Origin of the sequence: Marinobacter azerbaijanicus (assembly GCF_030250645.1) — a bacterium.
GTDB classification, from domain to species: Bacteria; Pseudomonadota; Gammaproteobacteria; order Pseudomonadales; family Oleiphilaceae; genus Marinobacter; species Marinobacter azerbaijanicus.
The window spans coordinates 585,345-602,507 of record NZ_JASSVS010000003.1; the positions used below are offsets into that span (position 1 = coordinate 585,345).

15 protein-coding genes are annotated in these 17,163 nt (G+C 56.2%); 8 read left to right on the forward strand and 7 right to left on the reverse strand.

Annotated features, from left to right (window positions below; genetic code table 11):
- Window positions 1–4: 4 nt before the first annotated feature.
- The 3 genes from QPM17_RS09110 to QPM17_RS09120 are packed head-to-tail and all read left to right on the forward strand — an operon-like array spanning window position 5 to window position 4,657.
- Window positions 5–2,029, forward strand: a complete 2,025-nt coding sequence (locus QPM17_RS09110; protein ID WP_285390334.1) for a hypothetical protein — start codon at window positions 5–7, stop codon at window positions 2,027–2,029.
- Window positions 2,030–2,064: 35 nt separating this feature from the next.
- On the forward strand, window positions 2,065–3,735 hold the full coding sequence (locus QPM17_RS09115; protein ID WP_285390335.1) for an acetolactate synthase large subunit: 1,671 nt from the start codon (window positions 2,065–2,067) through the stop codon (window positions 3,733–3,735).
- 49 nt (window positions 3,736–3,784) lie between these two features.
- Window positions 3,785–4,657: a hypothetical protein gene (locus QPM17_RS09120; RefSeq protein WP_285390336.1), complete on the forward strand. Its 873-nt coding sequence runs from the start codon at window positions 3,785–3,787 to the stop codon at window positions 4,655–4,657.
- Window positions 4,658–4,665: 8 nt separating this feature from the next.
- Here QPM17_RS09120 and QPM17_RS09125 read toward each other — a convergent pair whose 3' ends face one another.
- Entirely contained in the window at window positions 4,666–5,265 is a 600-nt protein-coding gene (locus tag QPM17_RS09125) for an exopolysaccharide biosynthesis protein (RefSeq protein WP_285390337.1), read from the reverse strand.
- 245 nt (window positions 5,266–5,510) lie between these two features.
- Here QPM17_RS09125 and QPM17_RS09130 point away from each other — a divergent pair, with 245 nt between their 5' ends.
- The gene (locus QPM17_RS09130; protein ID WP_285390338.1) at window positions 5,511–6,770 is read left to right on the forward strand and encodes an NAD(P)/FAD-dependent oxidoreductase; all 1,260 of its coding nucleotides are present in this window, start codon (window positions 5,511–5,513) and stop codon (window positions 6,768–6,770) included.
- A gap of 26 nt (window positions 6,771–6,796) precedes the next feature.
- On the opposite strand, the gene QPM17_RS09135 is transcribed toward QPM17_RS09130, so the two are convergent.
- Genes QPM17_RS09135 through QPM17_RS09145 form a run of 3 tightly spaced genes read right to left on the reverse strand, consistent with a single transcriptional unit; the run spans window position 6,797 to window position 12,229 of the window.
- Window positions 6,797–8,881, reverse strand: coding sequence for an MtrB/PioB family decaheme-associated outer membrane protein (locus QPM17_RS09135; RefSeq protein ID WP_285390339.1), 2,085 nt, complete (start codon window positions 8,879–8,881; stop codon window positions 6,797–6,799).
- 30 nt (window positions 8,882–8,911) lie between these two features.
- Window positions 8,912–9,886, reverse strand: a complete 975-nt coding sequence (locus tag QPM17_RS09140) for a DmsE family decaheme c-type cytochrome (protein ID WP_285390340.1) — start codon at window positions 9,884–9,886, stop codon at window positions 8,912–8,914.
- 36 nt (window positions 9,887–9,922) lie between these two features.
- A complete protein-coding gene (locus tag QPM17_RS09145) occupies window positions 9,923–12,229 on the reverse strand; it encodes an OmcA/MtrC family decaheme c-type cytochrome (protein ID WP_285390341.1) in 2,307 nt (768 codons plus the stop codon).
- Window positions 12,230–12,567: 338 nt separating this feature from the next.
- Between QPM17_RS09145 and QPM17_RS09150 the strand changes: the two genes are divergently transcribed.
- From QPM17_RS09150 to QPM17_RS09160, 3 genes are read left to right on the forward strand one after another with little or no spacing between them, the layout of a single operon-like run.
- Complete coding sequence (locus tag QPM17_RS09150) at window positions 12,568–13,185, forward strand: c-type cytochrome (protein WP_285390342.1); 618 nt, start codon at window positions 12,568–12,570, stop codon at window positions 13,183–13,185.
- A gap of 59 nt (window positions 13,186–13,244) precedes the next feature.
- Window positions 13,245–13,856 (forward strand): NapC/NirT family cytochrome c, encoded by a 612-nt coding sequence (locus QPM17_RS09155; RefSeq protein WP_285390343.1) that lies wholly within the window; start codon window positions 13,245–13,247, stop codon window positions 13,854–13,856.
- A gap of 23 nt (window positions 13,857–13,879) precedes the next feature.
- Window positions 13,880–14,260, forward strand: a complete 381-nt coding sequence (locus QPM17_RS09160) for an SOS response-associated peptidase family protein (RefSeq protein WP_422732747.1) — start codon at window positions 13,880–13,882, stop codon at window positions 14,258–14,260.
- A 66-nt stretch (window positions 14,261–14,326) separates the two neighbouring features.
- Here QPM17_RS09160 and QPM17_RS09165 read toward each other — a convergent pair whose 3' ends face one another.
- Complete coding sequence (locus tag QPM17_RS09165; RefSeq protein ID WP_285390344.1) at window positions 14,327–14,731, reverse strand: type II toxin-antitoxin system VapC family toxin; 405 nt, start codon at window positions 14,729–14,731, stop codon at window positions 14,327–14,329.
- Complete coding sequence (vapB, locus tag QPM17_RS09170) at window positions 14,728–14,958, reverse strand: type II toxin-antitoxin system VapB family antitoxin (RefSeq protein WP_285390345.1); 231 nt, start codon at window positions 14,956–14,958, stop codon at window positions 14,728–14,730. Before vapB ends, QPM17_RS09165 begins: the two co-directional genes overlap by 4 nt.
- Before the next feature lie 128 nt (window positions 14,959–15,086).
- Here vapB and QPM17_RS09175 point away from each other — a divergent pair, with 128 nt between their 5' ends.
- On the forward strand, window positions 15,087–15,572 hold the full coding sequence (locus QPM17_RS09175; RefSeq protein WP_285390346.1) for a tyrosine-type recombinase/integrase: 486 nt from the start codon (window positions 15,087–15,089) through the stop codon (window positions 15,570–15,572).
- A gap of 895 nt (window positions 15,573–16,467) precedes the next feature.
- On the opposite strand, the gene QPM17_RS09180 is transcribed toward QPM17_RS09175, so the two are convergent.
- A partial coding sequence (locus tag QPM17_RS09180) for an IS3 family transposase (protein WP_285390347.1) occupies window positions 16,468–17,163 on the reverse strand: 696 nt, incomplete at its 5' end.

Here is a 17,163-nt window from a genome sequence, read left to right on the forward strand (position 1 = left end):
CAGTTTGAGCAATTCCGACGCCGGAAACCCGGCGCCTGTCGTTAATCTCGAAAAACTGGTACAACGGCTGGATGACGCGATCACGGCTCTCGACGAGAGCCGTGACTTCGCCAAACCCGCCAAGCTGCCCCGCGTATTTGACATAGTTCGCCGGGTACTGCTTCAGCCGGGTGGCTGCCACGCGATCCAGGAGCGCGCCGAATGGCTTGAGAAAGCAGGCGTATTCTGGGGAACCGACTGGGCAGACCCCTCCATTCTTTTACCCTCCCTTACAACTTATTCGCTGCAGAGTCCCCAGGCAGATACAGTCATCATCGAGGCTATGAGCGAGCTGCGCCTGCTGGCGGTTGCCCGTGGTGAGTACCTGCACGAGTCGGTATCGGCGGAACAGGCACACCATTATCTGACTCAGGTGCTGGCCATTAACCTGAACATGGTGTTTGGCGAGTCCGGCGAAGCTGAGCGGGAACAGGGAAAGCTGGCTCTGATCAGCCGTGCGGTGGTGCAACACATTGCTGCGCAAATTGGCTACGAACATGTCATCGACAAGCTGATTGAAGAAATATGGCGCATTCTGCAGCAGCGGCCGATCCAGGTGACCAGTGTCAGGAAGATGATCACCCAGATTGCGTTATGCAGGGTTGACCCCAATGTTGACCTGGGTGGTGCCGGCCAGGGTGCTGAACGCCTGATCTCAAGCCTTTATGGGCCAACCCAGGCCTGCAGGGAAGATCCGGGGATCCTGGTTTACGAGGAGCGCCTGCAGTCCATGGATTCGGGAGCCCTGCAGAGTGAGGCAACGGGTTTTGCCCGCTCCATGCACGACACCGGCCTGGTATCGCCATATCATGCAGCGTTTGTGCGTTACATCCTGGAAAAACAGGACTCAATACTCAGCGAGGCCCTGGGCCTCTCCAGTACCGGCCGTGACTGCCTGTTGTGCTACAAGGACCTGGTTCACGAGCTGGTGATCGAAGGTGTATTCCCCGAGACGGCACAGGGACTCTACGGCCTGTCATTGATGCTGGAGCGGGGCATTCTCTACCAGCCGCCATTGGCGCCCGCTCTCTGGCGACAGGCTCGCCTGTCCATATGCCCGGAGGCTCGTGAGCGCATCCAGTTAGCCTACGGCTATCAACCCCAGCCCAAGGCCTGGCTGATTCAGGGCGTACTCAATATGCTGGGCCAGCCCCTGGGCGTGGGGCAGGGCAACAACCCTACCTGTCAGTCCGCGCGAGCACTGTCGATGTGGGCCTACAATGATCCGGACTACCTGCTGCAGATGGTAGCCTGGGCCGCACGGGACAACGAGATCATCATGCACTTCGAAGGCCAGCCGGTCTCCTCGGCAGCCAGCCGGGGGGGCGTCGCCTCGGAAGTGACGCTGGATCTGGACCCGGTATCGCTTGTCGTGGTGCCGCACCTGGACAGAATCTATGCAGAAATGGGGCGCCTGTGTGTCAACCGGCAGGGCGACCCCCATCAGTGGGTAAACCCGGAGTTCCACGGTTGGTCCGCAGGCCGCGGATTCCGCATCAATGTTGATGTGGCCACCGGCCAGCTGGAGGACCTGGAAACGTTCCTTAGGCATTTCTACGCCAGTTACCATCCGTATTACAACGGCAACCAGCCTTTGATCCACCCGCAACCAGCGGGCGTAGCCGTAACAGATAGTGCCGCAAGATTCATAGGCTGGCACGCCATCACCATCCTCCGTGTCACACTGGACCCGGATGACGTTATGAGGGTGTACTTCTTCAACCCCAATAACGACAGCGGCCAGAACTGGGGTGACGAGGTCGTGGTCAGCACGGCAGGGAAGGGCGAAAGGTTTGGTGAGGCCTCTCTGCCCTTTGAACAATTCGCTTCACGGCTCTATATTTTTCACTTTGACCCTCTTGAACGGGGGGAGCCTGCCGAGGTGGGCGAGGAAGAGCTGGAGCGGGTAATCAGCCGTGTCCACCGTAGCTGGGGACGTGACAGGTTGCCCGCCGATCCATTGCAGGCCGAACCTCCGCAAGAGGGATAGCAGGCTCAGACAGCCAGGTAAGAACAGGAGAGAGAATGACCGCAGAGGCCAGCAATCGCCGGAACGGGGCGAAATTGTTTGTTCGTGCCCTGGAAAATGAAGGTGTTCGTTATATCTTTGCGGTTCCGGGTGAGGAAAACTTGGACCTTCTTGAGGCATTGCGCGAATCCGACATTGAGCTGATCCTCAATCGCCATGAGCAGGCAGCGGGCTTTATGGCGGCTACCTATGGGCGGCTTACCGGCCGGGTAGGTGTTTGCCTGTCTACCCTCGGGCCTGGCGCCACCAACCTGGTAACCGCAGCCGCGTATGCCCAGCTTGGCGGCATGCCCATGATGATGATTTCAGGGCAGAAGCCCATCAAATCGTCGAAACAGGGCCTGTTCCAGATCCTGGATGTGGTGGACCTGATGCGCCCGCTCACCAAATATACCCGCCAGATCAGCAACGCCAATACCATTCCTGCCAAGGTCCGGGAAGCCTTCCGGCTCGCCGCCGAGGAACGTCCCGGTGCGGTCCATCTGGAATTGCCGGAGGATATCGCATCGGAAGTGGCGGAACCCGACACCCACATCTTCCAGCCCAGTGACGCCCGCCGGCCCTCGGCCAGCACCAAGAGTCTGGATGGTGCCTGCGACATGATCAGCAAGGCACGGCACCCGCTGATCATGATTGGCGCTGGCGCCAATCGCAAACGGGTGTCTCAGGCCCTGATACATCTGGTGAATGTGACCGGCATTCCCTTTTTCACCACGCAGATGGGTAAGGGGGTCGTGGACGAGCGCCATCCGCGCTATCTGGGAAACGCTGCGCTTTCTTCCGGCGACTTTGTACACTGCGCCATCGACCATGCCGACCTGGTGATCAACGTGGGGCACGACGTGGTTGAGAAGCCCCCCTTCTTCATGAAACCCGGGGGTAAGCAGGTTATCCACGTGAACTTCAGCGCCGCGGACGTAGACCCGGTCTACTTTCCACAACATGAGGTGGTGGGGGACATCGCCAACAGTGTGGAATACCTGGCTGAACGCTGCGGCCAGTGTTCGTCCCACGACTTCAGCCGGTTCATGGAAGTGAAGGCTGCCGTTGACAGCCATCTGGCGGAGAAAGTTGATGACGGTCGCTTCCCTGTCATCCCCCAGAGGATCGTTCACGACGTGCGCCAGGTAATGCCTGAAGACGGCATCATCGCGCTGGATAATGGCATGTACAAGCTCTGGTTTGCGCGCAATTACCCGGCCTACGACAACAATACCGTGCTGCTGGACAACGCCCTGGCCTCCATGGGCGCCGGCCTGCCCAGTGCCATGATGGCGGCCATGCTGTATCCGCACCTCAAGGTGATGGCAGTATGTGGGGACGGCGGCTTCATGATGAACAGCCAGGAACTGGAAACCGCCGTACGCCTGAATCTCAACCTGGTCATACTGATAATCAACGACAATGCCTACGGCATGATCAAGTGGAAGCAGTCCCAGGAAGGGTTCGAGAACTTCGGTCTCGACTATAACAACCCGGACTTCGTGAAGTACGCTGATGCCTACGGCGCTACCGGCCACCACATCAGCCGGACTGAAGACCTGCAGCCTACTCTGAAGCGGGCTCTGACCGCTGGTGGCGTGCACCTGATCGAGGTGCCCGTGGATTACAGCGAAAACCGCCGGGTGTTTGATGAAGAATTGGTAAAACTGACCTGCAACCTGTAGTCGGTGTAGTATTATTCGCCCTGCATTGACACAGTTTGAGGGTGAGTGGATGAGTTACGCGTGGTTGAAAGTGGCGTTGCTGCCGCTGGTAGTAGCCTTTGTTGCCGGGTGTAGTAAGCCGGAAACGCCGCAGGAAGTGGCCGCAGAGTTCTGGCAGGCCATGGCCGAAGATGATGCGGACGCCGTTGCCAATCTGTCGACTCTTGCCGATCCTTCCGCCTTTGACGGCTATCGCCGCGACTGGTTTGAAACCGTACCGGACTTCGGCAGGGTGGTAATCGAAGAGCGCAAAGCCACGATTGTTACCCGCCTGCCCTCTGAAGACGGCGCCACCGGCGAACGCAGGGAAGTGGTTACCTATCTTGTGGAGCTGAATGGTGACTGGCTGGTGGATTATGACCGCACGGGTACAGCCATCATGAATCCCTCACCCCTGGACGGCCTGATGGGGGAAATCAACAGGCTGGGCGAGCGCCTCTCGGCTACCTTCAGCCGATCCTCCGACGACCTGACCAGCCAGATGGATGCCATGGCCCGCGAATTCGAAGCCTATTCAGATGAGGCGGCCCGTAAGGCAGAGCAGGCTATGGAAGACTACGGCCGCGCACTGCAGGAATTCATGGAAGAGCTAGAGAAGTCCGTCGAAGAGGCTCTGGAGGAGAATCAGCAGGCTCCCGCAAGAGACCGCAGTGCGCTGCAGCAAACAGCTGCAGACCTTCACCAGAGCAGCGACCGGCTGGATGATCCGGACTTTGATGCCTTTGCTGACAGTTCCCGCGCGCTGGCAGAGGCGGGCGCACGGTTCTCGCAGTTAAGCGACGAGTCTTTCAGAAACTACCAGCAGGAATGGCATGCCAGGCTGGAGGAGATCCGTGAGCGCACCAATGCATTTTTCGAAGACCTCGGAAATAGCCAGCGATAAAAGGCGGCTTAGCCTGACAGGCCGGTAATGACAAACCAGCCTGTCAGCAGCGTAAGCGACGTTGCCACAATGGCCAGCAGTCCATCCCGGGCCACAATTGCCAGGCCGAAGGTCATCAGCGCTGCGCCGGCACCATTGGCGCTAAAAGGCACTACCTCCATTGCCGGCATCGCCATGGCAACCAGGATGCAGAGAATCGCCATCACATAGAGCCCGGGCCCGTCCACCAGAAACACCAGGCGCGGCCCTGTCCACCGGTCCAGAAACCGGGCCGGCTTTTGCAGCCAGTCCAGTCCTTTCAAAAGCTTGTCCTGTGGAACCGAGCGCCGGGATATCCAGGACGGTAGCCAGATGGAATGCCTCTGGAACAGTAGTTGCCCCAGCGTCAGCAATACCACCAGCCCCAGAATTGTCGGAACACCCGGAATATCCCCGATCAATGGTGCGACGGTAATCAGCCCGGCCAGCAGCACGACCGGCCCGAATGAGCGCTCTCCCACCCCATTGAGGATGGCGTTTACCGATACCTGCCCGGAATCTGCCGCTGATTCGCGGATCTGATCCAGGAGTTGTTGCATATTGGTGGCGTCGTTGTGTTTTCTCTCCATCTTGTGTCTCTAATCCTCACTACTGATCGCCCGGCACCCTGTATGCATCCCACCACATTAGAGCGGTTCTGTGAATCCATTCAGTAACAAAGTCATTTTCGCCCCCGGCCGCGGTTCCTGATTAAAAGCCGAACCTGCCTGACCTTGACATATTACAAAATAATATAACGATAGAATATAAAGTTTGGTAGGATTTGATGAATCTCAAGCGCCACACGCTCCAAACAAAGACAAGAGGTTCGAGCATGATCAGTAGCACCACAGCACCCCAGGGCGATGTCAAAACGCATACCGTCGTGATCGTAGGCGGTGGAGCTGCCGGTATTTCTGTCGCGGCAAGCATTCACAAGCGTGATCGAAACATTGATATAGCGATTATTGAGCCCGCCGGCAAACACCACTATCAGCCCGGTTGGACCATGGTAGGGGGCGGTGTTTTCCGCCCGGAAGTCACCTCCAGGCCCATGTCAGAAGTGATGCCGGCGTACGTATCCTGGTATCAGAAGACAGTGGCAGCAGTTGATCAGGACAAAAACCAGGTCTGTCTGGATGATGGCTCATCCATTGAGTATACGGCGCTTGTTCTGGCGCCGGGGCTGGAACTTAACTGGGGCGGAATCGAGGGCCTTGAAGCCGCACTGGGCTCCAATGGTGTTACCTCGAACTACCGAGAGGGCATGGCCAGTTATACCTGGGATATGGTCCGTAATCTTGAACGGGGCCGGGCTCTGTTCACCCAGCCGCCGATGCCGATCAAGTGTGCTGGCGCGCCTCAGAAAGCCATGTATCTGTCTGCTGATTACTGGCTAAAGCACGGTATGCTGAAGAACATGGATATCCAGTTCCATAATGCGGGGGCGGTTCTGTTTGGTGTGCCGGATTATGTGCCGGCACTGGAGGCCTATATCGGGAAATATGGCATTGATGTGAATTTCCAGAGCACTCTGGTTGCCGTTGATGGCCCTGCCAGAACTGCGGTGTTCCGCAGCTCCGACGGCGAAGGTAACAGTCAGGACCGTGAAGTCAGTTTTGATATGCTGCACGCCGTACCGCCCCAGCGTGCTCCGCAATTCATTCGTGAATCTGCTCTGGCCAATGAGGGTGGCTGGCTTGATCTGGCGGATGACACACTGCGCCACAAAAACGTGCCCAACATCTTTGGCCTTGGCGATGTCAGCGGAACCGGAAATGCAAAAACCGCAGCGGCGGTTCGCAAACAGGCGCCAGTAGTGGCAGAAAACCTTATTGCCAGCCTGCGCGATGAGCCCCTGCGTGCAGCCTACCTCGGTTATGGTTCCTGTCCACTGACGGTAGAGAACGGCAGGATCGTACTGGCGGAATTTGGCTACGGCGGGGTTCTGCAACCCAGCTTTCCCAAGTGGATCAACGATGGCACCCAGGCCACCAGAGCCGCCTGGTGGCTTAAAGCGAAACAGCTGCCAACGCTATACTGGCACGGTATGCTGAAAGGTCGGGAGTGGCTGGCCAGGCCTGCCCGTCGCTAAAGGGGAAGGCGGAACAGCTCCGGGGCTCAGAAACGGTATCTTGCAGATATCCCTGCCGCATGGATGACGTAATCCGGGCTTTGGAGACCAGCCGTCAGAACGTTATCTGTTGTGTCCGGGGCTACGCCATCGTTGAAAAAGTCTTGCTGCTGGTAGTGCTCAAGCCAGTAATCAAGCCGATAACTCCATCTGTCGGAAACGGAATACTCGCCGTAAATCCGGGTGCTGATTCGGTCAGCTTCCAGTTGGGGGAATCTCTGATCGGATGCCCGTGAATCAACCGATATATTCCCCCTTGACCGCGTATAGGCCAGATCGATTCCCAGTTCGAGGTGGGGAATCAGTTCCCTGGCCTGGACACCCCCTCCGAGCGTGTTGATGGTGTCATCATGCATTGCAAACCAGTCTGGTCTGCCAAAGCTCTCGCTTCCGGCGATGTCTGACACGATGTTCTGGCGGCTAAAATAAACATAGGCGTTCAGGTTTTGTCCGGGAGACCAGGAGGCATCCAGCGTGACCATTCTGTCGACCGCGTTGGTCAGGCCAATCAGGGAGTTGTGATAATCGTCGTCAGCGTACACAGAGTTCAGTCCGAAGCTGAGTTGTTCACTGGCGTAGTAGTTGCCCGATATTCTGATTTCACGCCGATCACGGTCGGCAAGATTGAATTTCCGTAACAGCGGATTTTCCGGCGGAGCGACTGCCAGAGGATCATAGCTGCCATCAATGTCCCGATCCTCCCAGCCCAGGCGAAGCCGGAGCTCGACCCGCTCCCCGGGCCGGGTCCGCAGTTCGCCAAAATACAGATCCGTGTCTGTGGCATCCACTTCCTGGAAAGTAAACTCAGAACGCTCTATCCCATATCCTGTGCTTACGTCGGTGTTGTTGGTCAGACGATAATCCGCACTGAGCTCACCGCCACTCTTTTCAAAACTGTAAGGGCGATTCTCCCGGAGTTCAGCCACGAAAAGATCGGTGTCTACCTGGCGGTAGCTGTCCACCGGCGTGTCGTTGTCCCGTTCATCAAAGAAGCCTTCCGCGTTAAGTGTCAGGCGGCGGGTGGCGTTTCCGGTCAGGCGCAGGCGGGCATTCAGCGTATTCACTTTCGCATCCAGATTCTGGCGTGGGAGGCCAACGGGGCCTATGTCCGGATTAATTGTCGCCGGAATGAACGAGTCATCCTGCTCAAGACGGCCCACCGCAATGTGCCCCGAGCCATTGAGCCAGCGCGTGGGGCGGAATGCCCCGGAAAGCATCAGTCGATTGAAGCTGTTATCCGGCGCTGCCGCTGATCGGCCTCTTGGCGTATCGCCGGGAACAATAAAGGGATTGTCCCAGGTCAGGGACTGGTTATCGTTATCAAAAAATGAGCCGTGATAGGCCAGGCGAAGTTGCCAGAGGTTTGCCAGGTACCCGACCGAGAGGTCGAATCGGTGGGTAATATCATCCACGGGCTCGGGCAAAATGGCCGACCGCAACAGGAAACTCCCGCCCGTCAGCCGGGTGCCATCGCGCTCATCGGCTGTGTACTCGAAGTTATAGTCCCAGCGCTCTCCCTGGAAAAACTGCAGGCCGGTTGAAAGAGTTTTTCGTTCCAGCTCAATATCAATATTGCGCAAAGCGATGTCGAGGTCAGTCAGGTCTTTTGTCGTATCCCCCCGGGTCCAGCCGCCGGGGAGTGTCAGGCGTTCAGTGCCTGCTCCTGAGAACACGGTTTTTGCACTGTCGTACAGATGGTGCTCCCATTCCTGATACTCCAGGAAGTAGTCCACGGTTCCCTGTTTGCCTGCCCGGACTGCCGCATTTCGCGATCCAAGCCCCAGATTCCGGCCTTCCAGGGACCAGTAGGCCCCATCCTCATTGCGATCGATCACATCAATGGCGCCGTTGAGGAAAAAACCGTCCCGGTCAAATCCCCGATAGTCTGTAAATTCAGGCTCGTCGTCCTCCAGCCAGAGAATGCCGGCTTCCACATACCCCCTTGGTTCCCAGTCAAAAGCACAGGATTCGCATTCTTCAGTTGTACCGTCGGTTTCCGCCATCACGCCGCCAGGACTGATCGCCAGTGCAATCCCGAAAGGCAGGATCCATTGTGATTTTAGCGTCAGCATGACTTTGTCCTCCTGTATCCCACCGCTGTGTCAACGGCTCAGGTTGGCTCCCGAAGGATGGTTGGAGCCATGCACTTTCGAATGGCAGTTCAAACAGCTTCCACCAAGCAGGAACGCCGAGGCCCGCCCACCAGGCAAGTCGTCGGAGGTGCGGGCAATGCTGGGGTGACCGGCCCGGGAGTGGCAACTCTGACACAGCAGCGGAGGCCGTTGCTTCAGGAGCGCAGGATGGTTGGAACCATGGGGGCTGTGGCAGTTTGTGCAGTCATCGGCAACGGGGGCATGCTCCCAGAGAAAGGGCCCGCGTTTGTCAGCATGACAGCTGTAGCAACTGTCATTCAGTGTGGGCTCTTTCAGCATGGCGGTGTTGAGAGAGCCGTGGGGCTGATGGCAGTCCGAGCACGCCATGTCGCCGAAACGCATCGGATGGGATGACATCTGGTGAGACTGAACCTGCACATTCCTGTGGCAGTCAGAGCAGACTTCGGCTTCACGCCGGGCCACCGTGACCGGGTCTTCAGTGACATGCACCTGGTGACAGTCCGCGCAAGCTACGTCCTGTCGCTCATGGGTTCCGCCGTCCCAGTGCATGCGCTGATCGCGCTGGTGGCAGTCGAGACAGATACCGTTCTGTTTCTGTTTCGACCAGAGAGCATTGTCGCCGAAGGCAGGAATGGGCGGGCGCTCCTGATTAAAGCGGAGTCTCTTCCCGTGTTCAGCCCCGGGCCCATGACAGGATTCGCACTGGTGCTGTGCAAATGGCGTCCGTGCATCCCCTGGCACTGCATGGGGTGTCTTGAAAATGTCCATAACAGGGACTTCGCCGTTTTCATCATGGCAGGCCAGACAGGTGTCAGCGCCTTCCGCGGTATATTCCAGGGACAATTCCGTTTCGTCCTGCGCCATCACGTTAATACCACCAGAAAACAGGCCGAATAATACAATCACGCCGGCGAGTACCAATGGCGGGCGGTCGTTCTGTTTCCTGTTGCCGGTCCTGATCACGTCTGGCTCCTGTCTGGGATTTCTTCCGTGCATTGGTCAGTCGTCAAGATTGTGAGCCTTGCGAACGTCGGCAATGCTGCCAGGGCCGTGGCAAACGGCACAGCTTTCCTGATTGGCGGTGCCTGCCGGAACGCCGAAGCCACCGCCATTTTGCTCCATGTGGATCTGTGTAGTGCCATCGTCATGGCAGGCAGAGCAGACCGACGCTGTTGCCGTTATAACCTCGTCGTCGCCCTGATCAAGCGCGGCTGCAAGTGTGATGAAATCACTGGTTCCAAAAGGCGAAGCGGTGGCCACTGTTGCCTGGGTATCGATGGTTGTACCGAGCACTCCTGCCGGCAAAGGTAATTCGAAGGTGCCATCGCCGTGGCAGGCCATGCAGTCACCGGGGTCGCGAGGGTAACGCACGTCGCTGAAGTCATGGGGGGTGTTGCCGAAACCATAGACAATCAGATCACCGGAGCGTTTGTCAGCACCATGGATTGCATGGATCATCCGCTTGAAATCAATGGGCGACTCTTCAGCGCCATCCACGGCGTTCTGATTGGTTTCGTCGTCACTACCATCCGGGTCTGCCGGGCGCTGGGCAAGGTCGGTGGCGCGAGGGTTATGGCACATGACACACAGCTGGACATTATCCGTCCGGTTGGAGCCATGGAGCGAGAGCCCGTCATTTTCGCCATGACAATTCTGGCAGCTGGCCAGCTCAACAACTTCGCGGCGCGCCTGGGCCTCGGTGTCCGTAATGGGGAAATAGTCCACGGCGCCAGTCACCTTGACGGCTACGTCATAGGTGCCGTCACCATCGGGATCAGCAGCCGGGTGGCCTTCAATGGCAACTGCGCCCGAGCCGGTTACATCCGACGGTATGGCGACGGGGGAATTCACTGTGAATATGCCATTGCCGTTGGCGGTAGGGGCAGCGAGAGCATTGATTGAAACGACCTTGCCGGGCGCACTTTCACTTCCCTCATTGGTGTAGTCACCGGTGTCCCATGCCAGAATCACCGCTAGCCGGCTCTGGCTGCTGGTGAATTCCGGATCATTCTCCAGATCATAGGGTTCATCATTGTTGGTCGGGTCTGTGACTGAAAAACGGATGCTTGGCTGTTCATCCGGCCCGGTATTGATTACCTCAAGGATGTTGTAGCTGAACCGGCTGGCGGCAACCTTCGCCGGAATGGCATGGGATTCCAGCACGGATCCGGCAATTTTGTTCTCTGCGTGGCAAACCGAACATTCGCTGTTGTCTGTGACGACTCCACCGGGGTGGCCGCCCGCCATACCCGCGCTGAAATCGACGTCGTCATGGCAGGAGCCACAGGATGCAATGGTCGGGCGAGTGACAATATTGCTGGCGTCCGGTGTTGCCGCATCGGCAGGGTCATGGCATTTAACGCAGGTCTGCGGGCTTTGGGGAAAGGCGACATCGGAGAAGTCATGCCGGGAATCCCGGAACCCGTAAATGACATATTCGCCGCCGCTTTCAACGCTCGGCAATTGCTCGCCCATGTGGATTTTATGGGTCAGCACGCGGAAATCCAGGCTGTTACCACTGTTGGCGTCTGTGCTGCCAGGATTATGGCATGTCACACAAAGGTCCACGTCCTGGCGGCCATTACCATGCATGCGTAACTCCCCATGGCAGGAATCGCAGGACGCCTGCGCGACAATTTTCCGTGTGGGTATGTTATCAGTCAGGCCGCTGGACGGCTGAAAGGTGAAAACGGCATTGGTCAATGGCAACGATTCACCAAGAAAGCTTCCCCGGATTTCGAGCCCCACTCGGTGCGTCAGGTCAGGCTCAAAAGCTACTGTGACTGGATCCGTAATGGAGTCCAGGTCAGCGGCGAACGTATATTCGTAGGTGCCATCGCCATTGTTGACCAGGGTGCCGTCACTTTCCGTTATGGCCTGAACGGCATCCTCGGTTCCCGGGCCGACACCGGTTGGTTCTATTTTGTTCAAGTAGCTCTGCCAGTGGTCGCTGTCTCCCCCCGTACCCGGTACCAGCTTGGCAATGGTAAAAGACGGTTGCCCCTGGGCTAACTGGTCGAACGGAAATCCGAACTGGTCTGTGGCCTCAAACTTGACCACGGGCGCACTATTGATGGTGACGTCGGTTATACGGATCTGGAGTTCTTCGGGAACCTGGTTATAGGATCCGGGAGAACCGGGGGGGCCGGAAGGCCCTGCCGGGCCGATGTCTCCGGTGTCGCCCTCGCAACCGGCAAGAACGAGAAGAAAGATGAATCCCCAGAGCAATCCCCCCGTTCGTGCGATAGCGCGAAACGACTGGTTGACTGGCACGCAAGGTTTACAGGTTTTTGTTCCCCTGGCCATGCTCATTGTCTCCTTGCCGGAAATACCACCGGACCCGGTGGTCAATTTCATGCTTATAAAATAAGACTATTGCTGTCGGGTAGATCCCGTCATCTTTCGGCAGGGGCTACCTGATTAAAAGTAGTTCCTCTGGCGGGATAGTTGCACATTGATTTTCAATAAACCTGGTTATTATTTGACCTGTGTCAAAGTCAATTCAATACTCAAGATGCTAGTAATTGAAATACCCGGGATGGGCGAGCAGGCTAAAGGTAAAACAATCCCAACAATAATCCGGTGTGGTTGATTTCAAGCACGCAGTCACCACGGAACCTATGTCCTATGTAAAGGAGCTCGCGATGCATTCAACTACTTCTCTTTTTCTGGCCACCCTGGTCGCTCTTGCCATGAGCGCAGGTGTATTTGCCAAGGCCCCGCCAGCAGCCGAAGACTGCGCAAGCTGTCATAACAAAGACGGTATCAGCGAAGACGAAGACATTCCCATCATCGCCGGCGCGTCCGCCTTCTTTCTGGAAAATCAGATGTTTATTTTCAAGGAGGGAGCCCGCCCCTGTGCAAAGGAAGAGTTCGGTGAGGAGGAACATGACGGTATTGCCGAGGATCACTGCGACCTGGCGAAAGCGCTAAGCGAGGAGGAGATTACCGAGCTTGCCGCCTACTTCGCCGAACAACCCTTCAAGAGTGCCGACCAGACCGTTGATGAAGAGCTCGCGGGCATGGGGGCACAGATCCACGAACAACGTTGCGAAAAATGCCATTCCGACAGCGGCAGCCTGGCGCTGGATGACGCCGGCATCCTGGCCGGTCAGTGGAAGGCCTACCTGGCGCGCACCATGCAGGATTACAAGAACGGTGACCGCTGGCAACCAGAGAAAATGCAGCCTGCGATGGAAGCCCTGAGCGAAAAAGATATCCAGGCCTTGGCTGAGTACTACGCCAGAGAAGGTAAGAAATAGACCGATGGTGATCCATGCCGGGTCACGTCGACAGCCTACCATTCTGAAGGAGCGGGGCCATGGCAGCGGGAAAACATTCGGATCCGGAACACAAGGGCTGGTGGCAACGTCTCTGGCAGTGGCCGAAAACAAAATACCTGCTGTGGATTCCTGCGGGCGGCTTTGTAATGTTGCTCACAGGAGCCATCCTTCTCGGTGGCGTCAATTTCGCCATGGAGGAAACAAACACCCTGGAGTTCTGTACTTCGTGTCATGAAATGAATGCATTTGTTTATCCAGAGTATGAGCAAAGCGCCCATTTTTCCAATCAGAGTGGTGTTCGGGCGGTATGCTCCGACTGTCACGTTCCAAAGGACTGGTGGGGCAAGGTCGTTCGCAAGACAGAAGCGACGTTTAACGAAATCCCCTCATGGATTACCGGGAAGATTGACACGCCTGAAAAGTTCGAGGCCCACCGCAGGGAAATGGCGGAGTCGGTATGGGCAAAAATGCGGGCAAGCAACTCGGCCACCTGCCGCAGTTGCCATAGCTACGAGGCGATGGCTCTGAGCATGCAGGACCGTTATGCCAAGCGCAGGCACTCGAGGGAATATCGCGAGGCGACGGATAAAACCTGCATTGACTGTCACCAGGGCATCGCCCATAACCTTCCTGAGGTTACCGCAGAATAGGCGGCTTTCACCCAGCCGGCCATATACCGGCCAGTGGCTTCCATGAATGGACCGGTGGGAAAGGGCACAAACAGTGCTATAACATCCACCCTGTCAACAGCGCCATTGCCTTTGCGGGTCTCTGCGAGCTGTGGGACTTTCAGGGTGAGGTTGTGCCATCGTTCACCATCATTACACTGCCGCCACATCCCCGGTTCAGCCACATTCATCCGAAAAGTATTCCCCTGATGCTTAAAGCGGAAGATTTCGATATGTGGCTGGACCCGCACCTGACCAACACCGACCCGCTGCAACATCTGCTCGGAACCCGGATCAGGGAGCCTTTGCTGGTGGAGCCGGTAAAGTCGCCCGGGAGCCTGGAGAAGGCGGGGCCGGGGGAGGAGATTGCAGCGGACGAGTTGTGATTCAGAGTGGGACACAGGCATAAAAAAACGGTTGGTTGGTGGAGACGGCGGGAGGGTTTTGTCTCTCTATCGGGTCCAGTTCTCAATGGTCACGTCAGGGTAACGGTTAAAGTCATCCTCGTTGTTTGTAACCAGAACCGCACCCAGGGCGACCGCGTGACTCGCTATCAGTTTATCCAGTGCGTCCTTGCGGCGTTGATCACGGGGAATACCTGCCCTCAGCCGGCCATAAGCAATGGCTGCATTGTCGTCGAAGGGGGCAACCACCAGGTCTGCCCGTAGTCGCTCCAGGGCCTTCTCGTTCTGCTCCTGGTTCTCTGGCTTGCATTCAATACCGTACTGCAACTCGGCCAAGGTAATGGCAGAGATGGCCACATCGCCATAGAAACACTGTTCAAACCGCTCTTTCGCCGCGGGGACCTCATGCTTCATCAGGTAAATACAGATATTCGTGTCCAGCAGGTACTTCATAGTCCCTCACGCTCCTGGTCTTCCTCGCCTTCCCGATCCTCCATGAAATCAGCTGAAAAGCCGTGGAACTTGTCGGCGAGCCCGGTCAAACGACGTGCTGGCCGAATACGGATTTCGTCACCGACACGTTCAACAGTCAGCTCCACATCCGGGCGGTCGTAAGCCATATCTGCGGGAATGCGCACAGCCCAGGAGTTGCCGGACTTGAAGATTCTTGTGGTTGCCATGGTGCTACCTCCACGATCATTTTTACCAAGGTATATACAGTATATACAATCTGTTTTGAGGTGTGAACTCCGGAAAAAGGTAGGGATGCCAAACGCCGTAAACGCTGCCTGGAACAGTCGCCGACTTTATGGGCGACCCTGTTGCCAAGGCAGTAAAGCCGGCAGCATTCCTGGCATACGGTGCCCACAAGATCCAGAACCTTCTCAAAACCATCGAGGATTTCAGTCAGAATCCACACGTTCATCTACTTACCCGGATCTGCCTGGCAACCGGTGCCAGGTGGGGAGAAGCAGAAAATCTGCAGCTACGTCACGTCCAGGAAGGAAAGCTCACGTTCGTGAACACTAAAAGCGGGAAATCCAGGTCTGTGCCGGTAGCACCTGAGCTATTCGAAGAAATCCAGGAGCACCTGAAGCAACACGAAAGTTTCAGCTTCTCGCTCTCTGCATTTCGCCGTGCCTTGGATAAGTCGGGAATTCAGCTTCCAGCAGGGCAGTCTGCGCATGTGCTGCGACACACCTTTGCCAGTCACTTTGTCATGAACGGCGGTGATACTCTCACTCTTCAAAAGATCTTGGGGCACTCCACGATAACAATGAGGGTGCGATATTAGCACCTCTCGCCGGATCACCTCAGGGATGCGGTTTCTAAAAGTCCGTTGAACGAATTTTTGTAACTTAACTTGAAAAACTTTCGGTTCTACTCTTTAATTACCAGCCACCGGGCGGCCACCCGGTGGCTAAGTAACTCCTTACAAAGTTGCTCTAGTTCGGGGTAGAACGGTAATGCTCAGGCACCTTGACCTTTTTGCCGTTCTTCCCTTCTCTTTCATGTGCAGGCACATGAACCTTTTTCTTACCTTTATCTGTTTTGGCCATAATTTCCTCCTAAGCGTACGCTTTTTCAGATATGTGCGTGTGCAGCCAATCCCAGGCACTCTTGGGTAGCCATCCTTGGTATTCATCGACCACGCGAATAATCAAAAAATGATCATTATGGTCAGTATGTTTCAGCATTCGCTCGCTCATTTGATTGGCGTTGAGCTGACTGCTAACTAGCCAAGTTGAGTCAAGGTGATGCCAGTACCCTCCGAAGCTTTTTATCTCCTCATACAAAGCCTCGTAGTTCTGACCTGGTCTATTTAGGTCGTACGATATTGAGTATACAGCCATGGTGTTACTCCTATTACAAAAGTTTACGCATCCTTGCTGAATACTCCTTGAAACCCCATATATCGTAGGTTTCTGATCATATGATAACAGGATATAGTGGTCTGAGAATAAGGGGACAACTATGGATTGCGGCCGATAGCGTAAGAAAATCAATGATCACAGCCTTGAAAAAGGGGAAACTCGCGACAGCACAATGCGTTGCGGGTGATTGCAAGAAACCACTAGATGTTGTGGTTAATTAAGGTGTTGTGATTAATTAATCGGCCGGGTGGACAGTTAGTGGACACAAAGGTAGTGGGGGAATTCTAGATGACCTGCCCCCAATCACTAAACCACTCACTGCTTAGTAATGTCGGTTAATTTCGGCCCTTTTCCCGTAGTCCGGTAGCCAGCGGCAAACTCCAGTGGTGTCTGGTAGCTCAACGCTGAATGGGGCCGGTTTTCATTATAATCTCGTCGCCAGTTACCGATGATCTCCCGGGCATGAGCCAGATCCCGGAACCAGTGCTCATTCAGGCATTCATCGCGAAAACGTCCATTGAAGCTTTCGATGAAACCGTTTTGGGTAGGCTTCCCGGGCTGGATCAGCTTTAGCTCGACACGGTTGTCATAAGCCCATTGGTCCAGGGCCTTGCTGGTGAACTCCGGTCCCTGATCTGTCCTGACAGCCTGAGGGTAGCCCCTAAAAGCTGCTATGGCATCCAGAGTGCGGGCAACCTGGTTGCCAGAGATACCGTTTGCCACGGGGATGTCGAGGCACTCCTTGGTGAAGTCATCAACAATGGTCAGGCATTTAATCCGCCGACCACACGACAGTGAGTCCATGACGAAGTCCATGGACCACGTCTGGTTCGGAGCTTCTGGCAACACCAGTGGCTGACGCTCCATGGCGATACCTTTGCGACGCTTGCGCTTTGGCACGGCCAGACCGGCTTCCCGATAAAGCCGGTAAACCGTAAGCGTCCGCCCATCACACCTTGTCAGGTATAGCCGGCTTCCAGTTGTGGGGCAATAGCTCATCGATGGCGTTGT

Bases quoted from the DNA above. Each gene is read 5' to 3' on its own strand.
- QPM17_RS09115 (WP_285390335.1), top strand. From the start codon at position 2,065: ATGACCGCAGAGGCCAGCAATCGCCGGAACGGGGCGAAATTGTTTGTT.
- QPM17_RS09120 (WP_285390336.1), top strand. From the start codon at position 3,785: ATGAGTTACGCGTGGTTGAAAGTGGCGTTGCTGCCGCTGGTAGTAGCC.
- QPM17_RS09125 (WP_285390337.1), bottom strand. From the start codon at position 5,265: ATGGAGAGAAAACACAACGACGCCACCAATATGCAACAACTCCTGGAT.
- QPM17_RS09130 (WP_285390338.1), top strand. From the start codon at position 5,511: ATGATCAGTAGCACCACAGCACCCCAGGGCGATGTCAAAACGCATACC.
- QPM17_RS09135 (WP_285390339.1), bottom strand. From the start codon at position 8,881: ATGCTGACGCTAAAATCACAATGGATCCTGCCTTTCGGGATTGCACTG.
- QPM17_RS09145 (WP_285390341.1), bottom strand. From the start codon at position 12,229: ATGGCCAGGGGAACAAAAACCTGTAAACCTTGCGTGCCAGTCAACCAG.
- QPM17_RS09150 (WP_285390342.1), top strand. From the start codon at position 12,568: ATGCATTCAACTACTTCTCTTTTTCTGGCCACCCTGGTCGCTCTTGCC.
- QPM17_RS09155 (WP_285390343.1), top strand. From the start codon at position 13,245: ATGGCAGCGGGAAAACATTCGGATCCGGAACACAAGGGCTGGTGGCAA.
- QPM17_RS09165 (WP_285390344.1), bottom strand. From the start codon at position 14,731: ATGAAGTACCTGCTGGACACGAATATCTGTATTTACCTGATGAAGCAT.
- vapB (WP_285390345.1), bottom strand. From the start codon at position 14,958: ATGGCAACCACAAGAATCTTCAAGTCCGGCAACTCCTGGGCTGTGCGC.
- QPM17_RS09175 (WP_285390346.1), top strand. From the start codon at position 15,087: ATGGGCGACCCTGTTGCCAAGGCAGTAAAGCCGGCAGCATTCCTGGCA.